Origin of the sequence: Bacteroides salyersiae WAL 10018 = DSM 18765 = JCM 12988, from assembly GCF_000381365.1 — a bacterium.
Taxonomy (GTDB): Bacteria; Bacteroidota; Bacteroidia; order Bacteroidales; family Bacteroidaceae; genus Bacteroides; species Bacteroides salyersiae.
Genome location: NZ_KB905466.1, coordinates 2,029,261 through 2,046,233, shown reverse-complemented (window position 1 = coordinate 2,046,233; position 16,973 = coordinate 2,029,261). Strand labels below are relative to the sequence as shown.

Sequence of the window (16,973 nt, the reverse complement as noted above, 5' to 3'; positions counted from 1 at the left end):
AATTTCTTTAATTTTTATTTGCCTATTTCATTTAGAATCAATACTTTTATCCTTTCGTTAAACCTCTAATATTTATTCTATGGATAGCTTGCTTTTCTGGTTGGTTCCGGCCGCCTCTGTATTGGCTCTCTGCTTTGCTTATTATTTTCATAAGCAGATGATGAAAGAGAGTGAAGGTACTCCTCAAATGATTAAGATTGCTGCTGCTGTGCGCAAAGGTGCCATGTCTTATCTGAAACAACAGTATAAGATTGTGGGGTGGGTGTTCTTCGGTTTGGTAATATTGTTTTCAATTATGGCCTATGGCTTTCAAGTACAGAATGCGTGGGTACCTATTGCTTTTCTTACAGGAGGTTTTTTCTCCGGATTGTCGGGATTCTTGGGGATGAAGACAGCTACTTATGCCTCTGCCCGTACGGCAAATGCGGCTCGTAAATCTTTGAATGCCGGGTTGCGGATTGCATTTCGTAGCGGGGCAGTGATGGGATTGGTGGTGGTAGGTCTCGGCCTTCTTGATATATCTTTCTGGTATCTGCTGTTGAATTGGGCCATTCCTGCGGATGTATTGACTCCTACTCATAAACTATGCATTATTACTACCACTATGCTTACTTTTGGTATGGGTGCTTCTACTCAGGCATTGTTTGCCCGTGTGGGTGGCGGTATTTACACCAAAGCAGCCGATGTGGGGGCTGATCTGGTAGGTAAAGTCGAGGCTGGTATTCCTGAGGACGACCCGCGTAATCCGGCTACAATTGCTGATAATGTAGGTGATAATGTGGGTGATGTAGCCGGCATGGGTGCCGATCTTTATGAATCCTATTGCGGATCCATTTTGGCTACTGCTGCTTTGGGAGCCGCCGCTTTTATGCATACAGGAGATACAGTCATGCAGTTCAAAGCAGTTATTGCGCCTATGTTGATTGCGGCTGTAGGGATTTTACTTTCCATTATCGGTATCTTTTCTGTCCGCACGAAGGAAGATGCCAAAATGAAAGACCTCTTGAATTCTCTTGCTTTCGGAACAAATCTCAGTTCTGTTTTAATCGTTGTGGCCACTTTCTTTATTCTCTGGTTGTTGCAACTCGATAACTGGATGTGGATTTCCTGTGCTGTAGTGGTGGGATTGATCGTCGGTATTGTTATCGGGCGTTCTACCGAATATTACACATCACAATCCTATCGTCCGACACAGAAATTGAGTGAAAGCGGTAAGACAGGGCCTGCTACCGTTATTATTTCCGGCATTGGTTTAGGTATGCTTTCCACGGCTATTCCGGTTTTGGCAGTGGTGGTAGGTATTATTGCTTCTTTCCTGTTTGCTTCCGGTTTTGATTTCGACAATGTCGGCATGGGGCTTTATGGGATCGGTATAGCAGCTGTCGGCATGCTTTCCACTTTAGGAATCACCCTCGCTACCGACGCTTATGGTCCTATTGCAGATAATGCGGGTGGTAATGCCGAGATGTCTGCTCTCGGTGAGGAAGTCCGTAAACGGACGGACGCCCTTGATTCGTTGGGTAATACGACCGCAGCTACCGGCAAGGGCTTTGCTATCGGATCTGCTGCTTTGACCGGACTTGCTTTGCTTGCTTCTTATATAGAAGAGATACGCATCGGATTAACCCGTCTCGGTACCATAGAATTAACGATGCCAAATGGTGATATTATTGCAACAGCTAATGCTACTTTTGTCGATTTCATGAACTATTACGATGTTACCTTGATGAATCCTAAGGTACTTTCCGGCATTTTTATTGGTTCTATGATGGCTTTTCTCTTCTGTGGATTAACAATGAATGCCGTTGGACGAGCTGCCGGGCATATGGTTGATGAGGTTCGCCGTCAATTTCGTGAAATAAAAGGAATTTTGACCGGAGAAGCAGAACCAGATTATGAACGTTGCGTAGCTATCTCTACCAAAGGTGCTCAACGGGAAATGGTTATCCCGTCACTTATTGCAATTATAGCCCCTATTCTAACCGGAGTTGTCTTTGGGGTAACCGGAGTCGTTGGGTTGTTGATTGGTGGTTTGAGCAGTGGTTTTGTGTTGGCTATCTTCATGGCTAATGCCGGAGGAGCTTGGGACAATGCCAAAAAGTATGTGGAAGAAGGTAACTTTGGCGGTAAAGGGAGTGAGGTTCATAAGGCAACTGTCGTGGGGGATACGGTGGGTGATCCATTTAAAGATACTTCCGGACCGAGTCTGAATATTTTAATCAAGCTTATGAGTATGGTAGCCATTGTAATGGCAGGCTTAACAGTTGCTTGGAGCATATTCTAAAATTAAAAAATATAGGGTAGTGGCGGCTGAATGAAAATACATTTAGTCGCCACTATTTTATTATATCGTTTCATCTGATAATAATCGGTCACTGATTTTTTTTGCAAGATAATCACTTTTTTATGTTGAATAATCACATTATTTTGCAAAATATTCTTGTTTAGCTATTTTTGTATTTTTTGGTTGTTTATAATAGCTTTATCTTTGTGAATTATAATTTATTTAATGGCATGTTAGAGAGAAATATTCTCTTTAAAGGCTCTTGTGCTATGTTTTATTAATGAATGCTGAAAGTGAGAGCCATAAGCGAAAAATAGTTGTTATATATGAAAAACTTGAAGTTTTTATCTTTTATGTTGTTTGCTATTATGAGTGTAAGTCTTATTTCTTGTGGCGATGATGATGAGATAGGAGGAAGAGATACTTTGGTAGGTAAATGGCAATGCACTTGGTCGGAAGGATATGAAAAGTATGCAAATAATCCAGAGTATAATGATGAATGGAATGAAGAAGGGGATTTTACAGTTACATTCAATGAAGATGGTACGGTAGTTGCTGATGGTGATACCGGAAAATGGAAATTGGAAGGTGATAAGTTGACTATAATTTATGCCTATGATGATGATTCTGAAGATAATGAAGTTTACACAGTTCTGAAACTGACTGATTCTGAATTGATATTGGAGTCATCAGAGAAAGATTCCGACTATGAATACTATGACAAATCTACTTTCCAAAAAATATAATTTTAGAACTATGTTCAATATAAAAGGATGCTTTTTCTCGGCATCCTTTTTTTATTCTCTTATCTTTGTACGGTTTTTAAGTTATAATAAAACGATTATGTTATTACCGTATTTGAATGGAGATACAATAGAAGCCGGTTGTGATGAGGCTGGTCGGGGGTGTTTGGCCGGTTCTGTCTATGCTGCTGCTGTTATTCTTCCACAAGACTTTAGGAATGAACTGTTGAATGATTCTAAGCAACTCACCGAAAAGCAACGTTATACATTGCGTGAGGTGATAGAGAAAGAGGCTGTTGCTTGGGCGGTAGGAGTTGTTTCTCCCGAAGAAGTTGATGAGATAAATATTCTTAATGCTTCTTTTCTTGCTATGCATCGGGCGATAGATCAGTTGAAGGTACGTCCTGAACATTTGCTGATTGATGGGAATCGTTTCAAGAAATATCTGGAAATCCCTCATACGACGGTGGTAAAAGGGGATGGAAAATATCTTTCTATTGCAGCAGCATCCATTTTAGCCAAGACCTATCGTGATGATTACATGAACCGGTTGCACCAAGAGTTTCCTTACTATGATTGGGATCATAATAAAGGATATCCTACGAAAAAACACCGTGCTGCTATCGTAGAACACGGTGTCTCTCCTTATCATCGAATGACTTTTAATCTCTTAGGAGATGGTCAGTTGTCTTTAGAATTCTGATATTGTAGTTGTAGTAGTCTTTACAACTTTTTTGGCCTTCTTCTTTCCCCAAGTAATATTGAATCCCAAACTTACATTTGCATTAGCATTGCCTACAGGTACATATTGCGGTGTAACTTTGGTAATCATATGGTCTGTTCCAATGAAGAAGTTGAATCCGTTCGGATGGAAATTCAATACCCATCCTAACGATGAACCAAAGCTGCTTATTGCATAGTTGACGGAAGCTTCAAACCATCTTACCGGAGCAACATTGGCAGAAAGGCGTGCTTCCGACCATGTGAACGGTTTGTTAAAGTGAGTGGATGAAAGCAGACCGAATTTCAAGTTTTTATAATAAGGAAGAACGTATTCTGCTCCGATATTCATTGTTGTTGCCAATTTAGTAGTACGGCTGCTAACTGTACCTTCATCGCGGAATTTGATGAATTCTTCGAATTGGTCTCCCAAGTTATCTAATTCGTCGTCGATATCACCTGGCTGGCCTTCGTCCGGTTTTACGGCAATCGGGTTTTCAAATCCTTTAAAAGTGTAACTATGTATCATTTTAGCCTTTAATCCGTTATTCCATTTGATGAAACCCAAATCCAGCAAAGCTGCAGATAGCGTCAATCCTTCTACAAAGTCATCCATTTTGTATACAGCACCCAGATCGAATCCGACACCAAAACCGCCTATGCCGGGACCATCAATATCGAAACCGTCAATTTCACCGGGCTTGCCATTTTCGTCCGGCTCTTTGCTTTCAAAATAACCACCCTTTAGTGATCCTTCTAATTGTCCCTCTGCATCGATGAGCCATTCATCTTGTCCCATGGTGATATCCATCTTTTTAATTTTGGCTTCTGCATTGGCGCCTCCTACCAAAAATTTGACTTTAGCACCGATCGTTAAGCGGTCTTTGATGATTTCGTGAGAATGCCCTAAGGCTACCTCTGCATAGTTATTAGAGCGTACGGTCAGATCTTCTACAGTGTAGTGACTACCGGCTTCATTGCTCATTCCTGTCTTCATGAAATCAAAGAGTCCATAAGGCAGATTGATAGAAGTATTGGAGCGGAATCCTATTTCAAATGTATTAAAACCACCAAAGCCCCGGAAGCCGAATGCAATGATCGGCATGCTCAAATTCATGCTTAGATGATTGTTGGTGTGTAGGTTGCTTAAGAACTCACTATTGCTGACGCTTGGATTCATAAATGTAGTCAGCTTATATCCATTCTGATTGTATTTATAAAGGAAATCGTTAACGCCGATATTTCCCTGGACGCCGACATTAAAATTACCCAATACGAAAAGCGGCATGTTTATATAGTTGCTTTCACCCATGAATGCCGGATTGAGCTGATGGCGATAAGTCATACCTTCCATGAAGTAGCTTGAATTGAGATTCTGTGCTCCTACACCTGTGGTATAAAGAATGAAGAATGAGGCCAATATGGCTTTTAATTTATAGTGTTTCATTGTTTTATCGTTTTTATACATCTTCAAATTAATTCAAATCAACAATTGCACCGCCAGGTACTTTCAATCGGACATTTTTTAACTGTAACGTTTGATTTTCGTTTAGTTGTTGTCCTTGGGCGTCTGTTCCTGAGGCTGCAACGATCTCGAAAGCCAATCCGTCTAATTTCTTAACTGCACCGGCGGTTGTTTCTTTTATTTCGATGACTAATGCGCTTTCGGCGGCTACATTGTTTTTACCGGCTTTGATGATACCGTCCTTCTCTCCGTCAACTTTTACAGTGACTGTTACGCCTTTTAATTCTTCCGGATTACCTTGAGCATCTACAGTCAGTGCTTTCGCTGTAAAGTTCAATCCTAACGGTATTTTATTAACAGCTGTGGCTGTTGCGTTTACTTGTTTTATTTCATAGTCTTTTAGGTCTTCATACCATCCGTCTACGCTGTCTTTATAAACAATTTGAGTAACGTCTTTACCGAAAACAAAAGGTACATTGACATCATAATCGGTGGTAATGCCATAAGTATGGTTTAGTTGGATTTCCGTTTCGGCCTGGATTGCTTCAGCGGTTACTTCGAATTCAAATAAATCCGGTATTCTTGAAATCAAGGTAGGTAAATTTTCCACTTCGACAAAAGTAGTAACTCCTTCAATATCTGTCGGTACATCCGGTGGCAAAAGACAGAACTTTTCTTCTGTTTCCTTATTTATTGTAAAATCGAATTTAACAGGATGATTCACAGGATCTCCAAGTTGTTCCTTTTGATTATCTTTAGTGATATAAGAAGTGATTTCACCTTTTACTTGGGCTGCTACAGGTGTATTATTATTGGCTGTGAAGAATATCATGGGCTTTTCTACCGACAGGGTAACTCTTTCGTCATCCAAGAAATCGGGCAATCCGGATATAGTTACCGGGTCAATAGTGATGTCGATATCCGGTTCCACTTTACCTACTATACTTTTTATTTTGATGATTTGTTTTTTAGTCTGTTTATCTTGCAGGGTGATATCAACTTTCAATGTAACGGAAGCAGGCCCCTCACCTACAAGGATTTCTCCGGTATTAATAGTTACCTCACCTGTCAAAGAAATATTTCCCTCAATAAGGATATTGCCTCCTTCGAATCTGACGCCATCTTGCCTGCAATCTATTCCATCAATAGGTACTGTGACAGACAGTCCATCTATCCTGTTGGCTTTTTCATTTTCAAGTTGTAAAAGTCCATGAGTTAATCGAGATGATTGTATGAACTCCGGGAATTGCAGGTTAATGACTTCTAAGTATAAGTTTTCAGCAATAGCTGGTTCAAATGAAAAATGAACGACGGCTTCCATGTCCATACTGATAAGAGACAGAGATTTGATTTCTTTGGGAAGTTCTGTTCCGTCAAGTTTGAAATTTGTAGTCATTTCATCCAAAGTGATAGGAGGAAGATTTTCCTGAACACCGCCTATAGATGGAAGGTTGAAATTCAACACTTGATTTATTGGATTGATGTCGGGACTGTTTATCTCAAAATCATCTACTGAAATATTGGTAGTCGTTTCTGAGCCTTCTTGCCATAAGTAATAATTGCCGTATTCATCTGTCTTGACAACGCCGTCTTCCTCTATGTCCAGAATTTTACTAAGCAGAATCGGTTCTGTTTCTCCTCCGGGAATAGCGAATTCACTGCCTCCTACTTGAATCGTGAGATCAATGTCATCGGTCAGATCGTAATCATTATCTACACAGGAAAATGTAAATAATGAAGCGGAAAGGACGATAGGTATGAGTCTTAAGTGTCTTTTTTCCATAAATGTTTGCTTTGGGTTTTTAACGCTAATATAATTTTATTTGCAATAATAGACAATATTACTGAATGTGGCAAATTTTGGGGTTAAAAAGTGTTTTATAATTTATTGGGTAAGAAGACAATATGTTATAGTTAGGCACTTCTTATTTATGTTTAGACATGATTTTAGACCGCTTAGACGTTATTTTTCTATTTTTTAGTGTCCGGATGAAATTGATTGCCTTTTTCATCCGGACGATTTTATTATCTGTGGAAACGTTTGCTTCGTTTAGTTAAAATAATAGTGTGGTAAGATGCTTGTATTTGTGCTGAAAGTTATTCAGAACCATTTAATTTTTCTGAAAACAATGAATGTCAGTGCAGATAATATGGCAGAAGCCAGTACTATCCAGACGAAAGCATGAGGGATTTCGTCAATATGGATATCGACATTCATACCGTAAAAACTTGCTATCAACGTTGGTATCATCAACGTAATAGACAAGCTTGTCATGCGTTTCATGATGGCATTCACATTGTTGGAAATAATGGAAGCAAAAGCGTCCATTGTACCTGTAAGAATATCACTGTAGATGTTGACTGTATTAAATGCCTGTTTTAATTCAATGATAACGTCTTCTACCAGTTCCTGATCCAGATAGTCTGTGTCCTGAAAAATGCTCTTCAATTTACCGATCATCACTTCATTACCACGGATGGATGTATTGAAATATACAAGTGTTTTTTGCAGTTTCATCAGGCGGAGCAAGTCTTCATTGCGAATACTCTTTTCCAATTCTTTTTCTGCAGCAGTGATATCTACATTGATCTGTTTCAGATATTTCAGAAACCATACGGCAGAGGAATAGATTAATCTCAAGATCAAATCCAGTTTATTGCGTACAACGATACCTTTCCGACGGGTATGCTCTATGAAGTCCGGAAGTAATTCCGTGTTATGATAGCATACGGAAACGATGATTTCGTTGTTGGTGATAATACCGATAGGTACTGTACTGAATGGGATACCGTTTTGATTATTCTGTACGGGAATACGTAAGATTGTCAATAGCCAATTGCCTTCAGTGTCTGTACGGGGACGTTCATCGGTATCGGCGATGTCATTTAGAAAAGACTCGGGAACTTGTAGTTCTTTGGTCAGGAATTCAAAATCATTAGCATCGGGGCATACTACATTTACCCAACTATTGGGGAGCCATTGTGATTTTTCCACAAAGCCAGCCTCACAATAAAGATACTTTCTCATCTTATTGCCTCCTTTCGTTTGTTTTTTAATCCGAACAGAGGCATCATGACACTTGTATGGCTCTGTTCGCTTTAGTTAATACTGTTGCACGTTCGCGGGTTTGAATCGTCCATATTTATATTCATCTATTTTTTAAGCGAGGCAAAAGTACGGATTTTATTCTGTACTGCCTGTATTTTCCTTTTTCTTTTTGCGTAAAGTATCGAATATTAGGTAATTTATAGATAAACAGAGTCTGTTAACAGCTGTTTTTTTGTAACTTTGCGCCCGAAATTAAGAATGAGTATAAAAATCAATTTAATTTATAGATATTATGAGTAAGAAAGCCCTTTTAATGATCCTTGATGGTTGGGGAATAGGCGACCAGGGGAAAGATGATGTAATTTTCAATACTCCTACTCCTTATTGGGATTATTTAGTAAAAACATATCCTCATTCTCAGTTACAGGCAAGCGGTGAGAATGTTGGTTTGCCGGATGGACAAATGGGGAACTCGGAAGTCGGTCATCTTAATATTGGTGCCGGACGTGTGGTTTACCAGGATTTGGTGAAAATCAATCTGGCTTGCCGTGACAACAGTATCATGAAGAATCCCGAAATCGTTTCTGCTTTCACTTATGCTAAAGAAAACGGGAAGAATATTCATTTCATGGGGCTGACTTCAGACGGTGGTGTGCATAGTTCATTGGACCATCTTTTCAAACTTTGCGATATATCCAAAGAATACGGTATTGAGAATACGTATGTACACTGTTTCATGGATGGCCGTGATACAGATCCTAAAAGCGGTAAAGGTTTTATCGAACAACTGGAAGCGCATTGTGCAAAGTCTGCCGGTAAGATAGCTTCTATCATCGGACGTTACTATGCTATGGACCGTGATAAACGTTGGGAGCGTGTAAAAGAAGCTTATGATCTGTTGGTGAACGGTGTGGGAAAAAAAGCGTCGGATATGGTCCAAGCTATGCAGGAGTCTTATGATGAAGGGATTACCGATGAATTTATCAAACCGATTGTAAACGCCAATGTAGATGGTACGATCAAAGAAGGTGATGTGGTTATTTTCTTTAATTATCGTAACGATCGTGCCAAAGAATTGACCGTGGTTCTTACCCAACAGGATATGCCGGAAGCGGGAATGCATACCATACCCGGATTGCAATACTACTGTATGACTCCGTATGACGCTTCTTTCAAAGGAGTTCATATATTGTTTGATAAGGAGAACGTAATGAATACTTTGGGTGAATATCTGGCAGCCAAAGGTTTGAAACAGCTTCATATCGCTGAAACAGAAAAGTACGCTCATGTAACTTTCTTCTTCAATGGTGGTCGTGAAACTCCTTATGAAAACGAAGACCGTATTCTGGTTCCTTCGCCTAAGGTGGCAACCTATGATTTGAAGCCGGAAATGAGTGCTTATGAAGTAAAAGATAAATTGGTAGCTGCCATTAATGAGAATAAGTATGATTTCATCGTTGTGAACTATGCAAACGGTGATATGGTAGGGCATACCGGTATTTATGAGGCAATCGAAAAGGCAGTGGTTGCAGTAGATGCTTGTGTCAAAGAAACGGTCGAAGCTGCTAAAGCACAAGGTTATGAAGCCATCATTATTGCCGATCATGGTAATGCCGATCATGCATTGAATGAAGATGGCACTCCGAATACAGCCCACTCTTTGAATCCTGTTCCTTGTGTTTATGTTACAGAGAATAAGAACGCTAAGGTAGAAAATGGACGCTTGGCCGATGTAGCGCCTACTATTTTGAAAATTATGGGCCTTGAAGTCCCTGCCGAAATGAATGGCAAGGTATTGATTAAGTAAGAACGATCCTTATATTATAATGAGGGCGGGTTTCTATCCGCCCTTTTTTTCGAATAAGATTATGATTCAGATCGACAACGTTGTAGTAAGTTTTGATGTGTTTCGCGAGAAGTTCCTTTGCAATCTGGATGCTTGTAAAGGCGAATGTTGTATTGAAGGAGATGCCGGGGCGCCGGTAGAATTGGAAGAAGTAGCCAAACTGGAAGAAGCACTTCCTGCGATTTGGGACGAATTGTCACCTGAAGCGCGTAGGGTGATTGAAGAGCAGGGGGTGGTATATACGGATCAAGAGGGAGACTTGGTGACTTCCATCGTGAATAATAAAGATTGTGTATTTACCTGTTATGATGAGAAAGGTTGCTGCTATTGTGCAATAGAGAAAGCTTATCGTGCCGGGAAGGTTGATTTCTATAAACCTGTTTCATGTCATTTATACCCGATCCGTGTCGGAAATTATGGGTCTTATAAAGCGGTAAATTATCATCGTTGGGATGTTTGCAAGGCGGCGGTATTGCTTGGTAGAAAAGAAAATCTGCCTGTTTATAAATTCTTGAAAGAACCGTTGATTCGTAAGTTCGGAAAAGCATGGTATGAAGAATTGGAACTTACAGCGCGGGAGTTAGAGACCCAAGGAATTATTTGATCCCCTTTAAATATTCTTTTAAAAGCGAATTTGACTATATAGTTTTATATATTGGAATTTTTGTTTTATTTGTAAGCCTTCATTGCCTTTATCTTTGTATTCATTAAGCTTATCTTTATTAAGTTTATTTCAAAGTATATATTCAATAAAAAGATAAATGAACATGAATGCAATGATTAAACGATTTTTTTGTTGTGCGGTAGCGTTGTCGGGTATAGCAATGTTGGGGGCAGTCAATTATACTCCGGAGTCTGTATCGGCTACGTTGGCATTAAAGGTTCCTGGGAATTCGGCAGAAGTTCATGCACTCAAGATGCAGAGGTTGGTTGGTAATTACTTTGATTACGAGTTGGCTGGAACAGAGAAACTGCCGGTGAATATTTTCCAGAAAGTAGAAAAATGTGATAATGGAGAACGGATCACTGTCTTTTTAACCGCATTGGAAGACGTTTATTTCAATTACGGCCAGCAGGTGAAAACCGGATTTCATCATAAAGACTGTCAGTTCTATTTACCGGGTTTTTGGTATCGGCGTAATTTGCGTTCGCCCCAGGAAGCACCCTCTTTTCACACCTCTGATAGTTGGGTGGTACGTGAGGATCGGTTGAGCTCTCCTTTGACGGCTATTTTTAATGAACAGAGTGGCGAATCAATGTCGGTGATTCGTCTGGCAACCTACGATACGGATGCTTTGACTACCCATAAAGAAGGAGAGGTGATTCTCTCTGGAAAGACTTCAGTCGGATATACGGGTTTCGAGAATGTAGGTGGTATCTCTTATCTCGCTTTCGGATTCCCTTTCCGGGAAGCTCCCAAAACATACATCCGTAAACTTACGCTGGCATCTGCCGTAGAGGCTTTTCAGAAACTGGCTAAAGGGGAGAGTATCTCCCTTGTGTGGGAACTTCGCAACGATAAAAGTGAGGATTTTTCTCAGTTTGTACAGCGGGCTTGGGAGTATTGCTATGACACTTATAAACCACAGCCGGTAGAGACGCCCTATTCGGAGGATAAGATGAAAGAGGTGATGAGTAATTTCTTTGTGGAGAGTTATGTAAGTGGCAATGCTACCAATTACTTTTCTGGCGAAGGCTTACTTACGGCTACTTGTGAGAGTGGTTCTGTGGCAGAAATCGGTTTTGTAGGTCGCACATTGTTGAATGCCTTCAATGCTTTGGAATATGGAGAAGCAAATCAGCGTGCAGAATTGGTTCAAAATGCTAATGCAGTTATCGACAGCTATCTGGAGGAGGGTTTCTCTGAGTCTGGGTTCTTCAATGAGCGTGTGGACTATCACCAGGGCGATTTTGGTGAAATGCATAGTATACGTCGTCAGTCAGAGGGGATTTATGCTTTGTTGCATTATCTGCAATATGAAAAGGAGAGAGGGCGGAAACACTCCGAATGGGAAAAGCGTTTGAAAACGATGCTCGATATGTTCTTGAAACTCCAGAATGAGAATGGCAGTTTTCCACGTAAGTTTAAGGATGACTTTACCATTACGGATAAGAGTGGGGGGAGTACTCCATCGGCTACACTTCCTTTGGTAATGGGGGCCCGATATTTCAAAGATAAACGTTATCTCGAGAGTGCCAAGCGTACCGTAAATTATCTGGAGAAAGAATTGATCTCAAAATCAGATTACTTTTCGTCTACACTGGATGCAAACTGTGAGGATAAGGAGGCTTCGCTTTATGCTTCTACTGCTGCCTATTATCTGGCATTGGTTTCCAAAGGAGCCGAAAGGGAGCATTATGCTGCTTTGGCTAAGAAAGCTGCCTATTTCGCCCTTTCCTGGTACTATACTTGGGATGTACCCTTTGCACCGGGGCAGATGTTGGGTGACTTGGGGTTTAAAACTCGTGGTTGGGGCAATGTCTCCGTCGAAAATAATCACATCGATGTATTTGTTTTTGAATTTGCTTCTATTCTCAACTGGCTTTCGAAGGAATATGGCGAGCCCCGTTTTTCTCAGTTTGCTGCGGTGATGAGTACCTCTATGCGTCAACTTCTTCCTCATAAGGGGCATTTTTGCGGCATTGCAAAAACGGGATATTATCCGGAGGTAGTGCAACACACCAATTGGGATTATGGTCGTAATGGTAAAGGTTTTTATAATGATATTTTTGCTCCGGGATGGACGGTCGCTTCTCTTTGGGAATTGTTTTCGCCCGGAAGGACAGAACGTTTTTTCAGGCAGTGATTTTTAAGGTATCTTTAGTCGGATTGTTTTTTGTGAGAGGTTGTCAGAACTAAAATGAATCCTCAGAAAAGTTACAGGCTATAACTGGTGAATATAAAAGAGCCATATTATACTCTATTTTTGAGTAAAGATATGGCTCTTTTTATTGCGGATGAGGATTGTCAAGTTTTAGATTAAAAGTTTATTTTCTCTGAGATTGAGTCTCGATACATTCTCCTGTTTTAAGGGTCGTGTCTATGGATTTGTTTGGATTTAAAATAGATATACTCTTTAAGTTAAATACTTTTTAATTCGTCTGTGACTTATGAGTCCAGCGTCCCAGCATAAACAGTGCTGTCCATTTGTTCTTGTTGACGAGACGGACAAGGGCATCGCAAAGGATTAATACGATGATGGCATAAACTAATTGGGCGATTACTGCTCCGGGAAAGTTAAATCTGAATGCTATATGTTCTAAACCAAACTCCAATAGATAGATTTGTATACAATAAATGCCCAATGTGTTTCTTCCTGTTTCGCTACATAACTGCAATAGTTTTCCACCTTTTATTCTTTCCAGCAGTATTTTGAATAATGCGATAAAGAATATGCTACCGGCTGCTCCTACTCCTAAACGGATGAGTGTTATGATGAAATTCTGCATGTCAAATCTGACTGCATCTTTGAAGAAAATGATGCGATAAGCGGCGTCATAATCTCCTTTCCAAAAGATTAAAAAGAATATGAAAAATATCAGACTGCCTATGAGGGGGACTAAGGGACGCCTAAATAACCTGTCATTGTATTTATGAAGGAAATACCCAAGCCATAAGAAGGGTAATAATCTGAATATGGTGGTACGAGTCAGTATAATTAATAGTATTGTAGGTAGAGATGCAGCTAAAATATCGTTGCGGAATATCTTTTTACTTGCATATGCAATAACCGCGCAGATGAATAGATATTTCAAAAACCACATCCAGCCTCCGGATAAATATGCAAAGAAATTGATACTGTCTTTATCTGTAAAACGGGTGTATATGATATTGTGAAACAGGATGAATAATATAGAGAAGGTTAAGGTGGGGAGTAATAATTGGATAGACCTTCTTTTGAGAAAATATAGAGGAGACATTGCGAACGCCTTCTCCATGAAATACCCGCTGACTACCATGAAAAGCGGCATATGAAATGAATAAATGAATTGAAATAGCCAACTATCATGGTATGGGTCTCCCGGAAATGTTTGTTGAATGACATGGCCAAGTATAACACAAAAAATGGCGAAACATTTTGTAATGTCTAAAAAGGTGATTCTTTTATTGTCGGATTGCATTTTAATACTAATTTGAGGATTGGTTTAAAAAGTATTGCTTTGTGTTGTGGGAATAGCGGTGGAGATATCAGATCCGGTTCTTCCGTAATAATGGCTACACCAAAGTTCGGTTGCCACACTAATCAATCCTAAAAGGGTGTCTGTAAAAGTCATGGGAGATGTGTTTAAGTGATAAGAAAGACGGGTTTTAGGGAATACATCTTTCTTCTCTTTAATTTCATTTAAACTTAAATAGGGAATGTGTTGGTTTGTCATAGCTTTTTGGTTAGCTAATGTCTGTAGATATGTAGGTTCCCAACGGAATAAATTGTTGGGAAGATTTATATCGGCAGGGCTCAGCTGCTTTGGGGATGGAGCATATGTCTCTCCAACTATTGGGACGGATTGCGCAAATACAGGAATAGCAGGGATGCAAAATAGCAAGCTGATAAATGTACTTTTGAATGCCGTAGTCGCTTTCATGTGAACCTCCTTTTTGAATACTGTAAACAAAAATACTAAAAAAACGGGAATATGTGCCGCTTGTACTAAATTTTTATAGAATAAAAATAAATGATTCTTTTTCGGATGGATTAGCTTTTCCGTGTCTTATAAAGAAAAGCGCCGGCTCAAAGGATTTTCCTTTGCTGCCGGCGCTTCTTCGTTGTAAGATGTGAGGTTGGTTTATAAAAACGTATTATGCATCGATATTTGCATACGTTGCATTATCTTCTATGAATTCGCGGCGCGGACCTACATCTTCACCCATCAACATGGAGAAGATGTAATCGGCTTCGGCTGCGTTTTCGATATTTACCTGTTTCAGCATACGGTTTTCCGGATCCATGGTTGTTTCCCATAATTGCTGGGCGTTCATTTCACCCAAACCTTTATAACGTTGGGTGTGAACAGCGTTTTCAGAACCGCCGCCATAGGTATCGATGAATTTCTGACGTTGTGCGTCTGTCCAGCAATACTCTTCTATTTTACCTTTTTTGCACAGGTAGAGCGGAGGAGTGGCGATGTACAGATAACCATTCTGTATGATTTGTGGCATATAGCGGAAGAAGAACGTCATGATCAGCGTGTCGATGTGTGAACCATCGACGTCGGCATCGGTCATGATGATGATCTTGTGGTAACGCAATTTATCGATATTGGCAGCTTTACTGTCTTCTTCTGTTCCGATAGTGACCCCCAATGCTGTGTAGATATTACGTATTTCCTCGCTCTCAAGAGCTTTGTGATACATAGCTTTCTCTACGTTCAGAATCTTGCCGCGTAAAGGCAGGATTGCTTGGAATGCACGGTTACGGCCCTGTTTGGCAGTACCGCCGGCCGAGTCTCCCTCGACAAGGAACAACTCGCATTTGGTAGCATCTTTGTCCGAACAGTCGGCCAGCTTACCGGGAAGTCCGCCGCCGGACATCGGTGATTTGCGTTGCACCATTTCACGTGCCTTGCGAGCTGCATGACGGGCGGTTGCGGCAAGAATCACTTTGTCGACAATTTGTTTGGCTTCTTTCGGGTGCTCTTCCAGATAGTAGGAGAGAGCTTCACCTACAGCTTGGTCTACGGCTCCCATCACTTCGTTGTTTCCTAACTTCGTTTTGGTCTGTCCTTCAAATTGCGGTTCGGCTACTTTCACGGAAATGACACCTGTCAAACCTTCACGGAAGTCATCTCCGGCAATCTCCACTTTTACCTTTTCCAGCATTTTGCTGTCTTCGGCATATTTTTTGAGCGTACGCGTCAACGCACGGCGGAAACCGGCCAAGTGCGTACCGCCTTCAATGGTATTGATGTTGTTTACGTACGAATGGATGCTTTCGGAGAATCCGGTATTATACATGATAGCCACTTCGATAGGGATACCTTGTTTTTCCGTGTTCAGATAGATGACATCATTGATCAGGTGATCACGTGATGATTCCAGATAACGGACGAACTCCTTCAAGCCCTCTTCCGAATAGAATACCTCCTGTTTGAACTGTCCTTCAGCATTTACAGTACGACGGTCTGTCAGTGTGATTTTGATACCGGCGTTCAGGTAAGCAAGTTCGCGCATGCGGCCTGCCAATATCTCATATTTGTAGACCGTTTCGGTAAAGATCGTATTGTCCGGCCAGAATTGCTGTCTGGTTCCGGTATGTTCCGATACACCTACCTCCTTTACAGGATAAAGCGGTTTTCCTATTTCATACTCTTGCTGATAAACCTTACCGTTACGGTAGACTTGGGTAACCATGTGGGTAGACAGTGCGTTTACACAAGACATACCTACACCGTGCAGACCACCGGAAACTTTATACGAACCTTTGTCGAACTTACCACCGGCATGAAGCACTGTCATTGCTACTTCCAATGCTGATTTCTGTTCTTTTTCATGGAAATCTACGGGGATACCGCGTCCATTGTCCTGTACGGTGATTGAATTGTCTTCGTTGATGGTTACTTCAATGTGGTCGCAATAACCTGCTAATGCTTCATCAATAGAGTTATCAACGATTTCATATACCAAGTGATGAAGTCCCTTTACGCTGATGTCGCCGATGTACATCGCGGGGCGTTTACGCACTGCTTCCAAGCCTTCTAATACCTGGATGCTATCGGCAGAATACGATCCTTCGTTCTGGGGAACTTGGGGAATTAAGTCTTCGCTCATAATTACCTTTCTAAGTTATAATAACAGAGCAAAAATAGCAAAAAAAAATGAATTGAGGAAGAATAAAGGGTGAAAAAACAAGAATTGGAGAAAGGGGGAG

The 16,973-nt window shown here is 40.7% G+C and carries 12 protein-coding genes; 6 read left to right on the top strand and 6 right to left on the bottom strand.

Annotated features, from left to right (window positions below; genetic code table 11):
- Positions 1–79: 79 nt before the first annotated feature.
- From HMPREF1532_RS07730 to HMPREF1532_RS07720, 3 genes are all read left to right on the top strand, one after another.
- On the top strand, positions 80–2,284 hold the full coding sequence (locus HMPREF1532_RS07730) for a sodium-translocating pyrophosphatase (protein ID WP_005927271.1): 2,205 nt from the start codon (positions 80–82) through the stop codon (positions 2,282–2,284).
- 326 nt (positions 2,285–2,610) lie between these two features.
- Positions 2,611–3,030, top strand: a complete 420-nt coding sequence (locus tag HMPREF1532_RS07725; RefSeq protein ID WP_005927269.1) for a lipocalin family protein — start codon at positions 2,611–2,613, stop codon at positions 3,028–3,030.
- A gap of 97 nt (positions 3,031–3,127) precedes the next feature.
- On the top strand, positions 3,128–3,730 hold the full coding sequence (locus HMPREF1532_RS07720) for a ribonuclease HII (RefSeq protein ID WP_007479220.1): 603 nt from the start codon (positions 3,128–3,130) through the stop codon (positions 3,728–3,730).
- Here HMPREF1532_RS07720 and HMPREF1532_RS07715 read toward each other — a convergent pair.
- The 3 genes from HMPREF1532_RS07715 to HMPREF1532_RS07705 form a co-directional block, all read right to left on the bottom strand.
- Positions 3,719–5,194: a DUF5723 family protein gene (locus HMPREF1532_RS07715; protein ID WP_005927263.1), complete on the bottom strand. Its 1,476-nt coding sequence runs from the start codon at positions 5,192–5,194 to the stop codon at positions 3,719–3,721. The two genes, HMPREF1532_RS07720 and HMPREF1532_RS07715, sit on opposite strands and share 12 nt — an antisense overlap.
- Positions 5,195–5,222: 28 nt before the next feature.
- Positions 5,223–6,995, bottom strand: coding sequence for a hypothetical protein (locus tag HMPREF1532_RS07710; RefSeq protein WP_005927260.1), 1,773 nt, complete (start codon positions 6,993–6,995; stop codon positions 5,223–5,225).
- A gap of 318 nt (positions 6,996–7,313) precedes the next feature.
- A complete protein-coding gene (locus tag HMPREF1532_RS07705; protein ID WP_005927257.1) occupies positions 7,314–8,240 on the bottom strand; it encodes a magnesium transporter CorA family protein in 927 nt (308 codons plus the stop codon).
- Between the two features lie 313 nt (positions 8,241–8,553).
- On the opposite strand from HMPREF1532_RS07705, the gene gpmI reads away from it, so the two are divergent.
- The 3 genes from gpmI (at position 8,554) to HMPREF1532_RS07690 (ending at position 12,914) form a co-directional block, all read left to right on the top strand.
- Entirely contained in the window at positions 8,554–10,068 is a 1,515-nt protein-coding gene (gene gpmI / locus HMPREF1532_RS07700) for a 2,3-bisphosphoglycerate-independent phosphoglycerate mutase (protein WP_005927254.1), read from the top strand.
- 61 nt (positions 10,069–10,129) lie between these two features.
- Complete coding sequence (locus HMPREF1532_RS07695; RefSeq protein WP_005927251.1) at positions 10,130–10,711, top strand: DUF3109 family protein; 582 nt, start codon at positions 10,130–10,132, stop codon at positions 10,709–10,711.
- A 163-nt stretch (positions 10,712–10,874) separates the two neighbouring features.
- Positions 10,875–12,914 (top strand): hypothetical protein, encoded by a 2,040-nt coding sequence (locus tag HMPREF1532_RS07690; protein WP_005927247.1) that lies wholly within the window; start codon positions 10,875–10,877, stop codon positions 12,912–12,914.
- A gap of 286 nt (positions 12,915–13,200) precedes the next feature.
- Here HMPREF1532_RS07690 and HMPREF1532_RS07685 read toward each other — a convergent pair whose 3' ends face one another.
- From HMPREF1532_RS07685 to gyrB, 3 genes are all read right to left on the bottom strand, one after another.
- Entirely contained in the window at positions 13,201–14,229 is a 1,029-nt protein-coding gene (locus HMPREF1532_RS07685) for an acyltransferase family protein (protein WP_005927244.1), read from the bottom strand.
- A 24-nt stretch (positions 14,230–14,253) separates the two neighbouring features.
- Positions 14,254–14,691, bottom strand: a complete 438-nt coding sequence (locus HMPREF1532_RS07680; RefSeq protein ID WP_005927241.1) for a hypothetical protein — start codon at positions 14,689–14,691, stop codon at positions 14,254–14,256.
- 214 nt (positions 14,692–14,905) lie between these two features.
- Entirely contained in the window at positions 14,906–16,873 is a 1,968-nt protein-coding gene (gene gyrB, locus HMPREF1532_RS07675; RefSeq protein WP_005927238.1) for a DNA topoisomerase (ATP-hydrolyzing) subunit B, read from the bottom strand.
- Between the last annotated feature and the right edge of the window lie 100 nt (positions 16,874–16,973).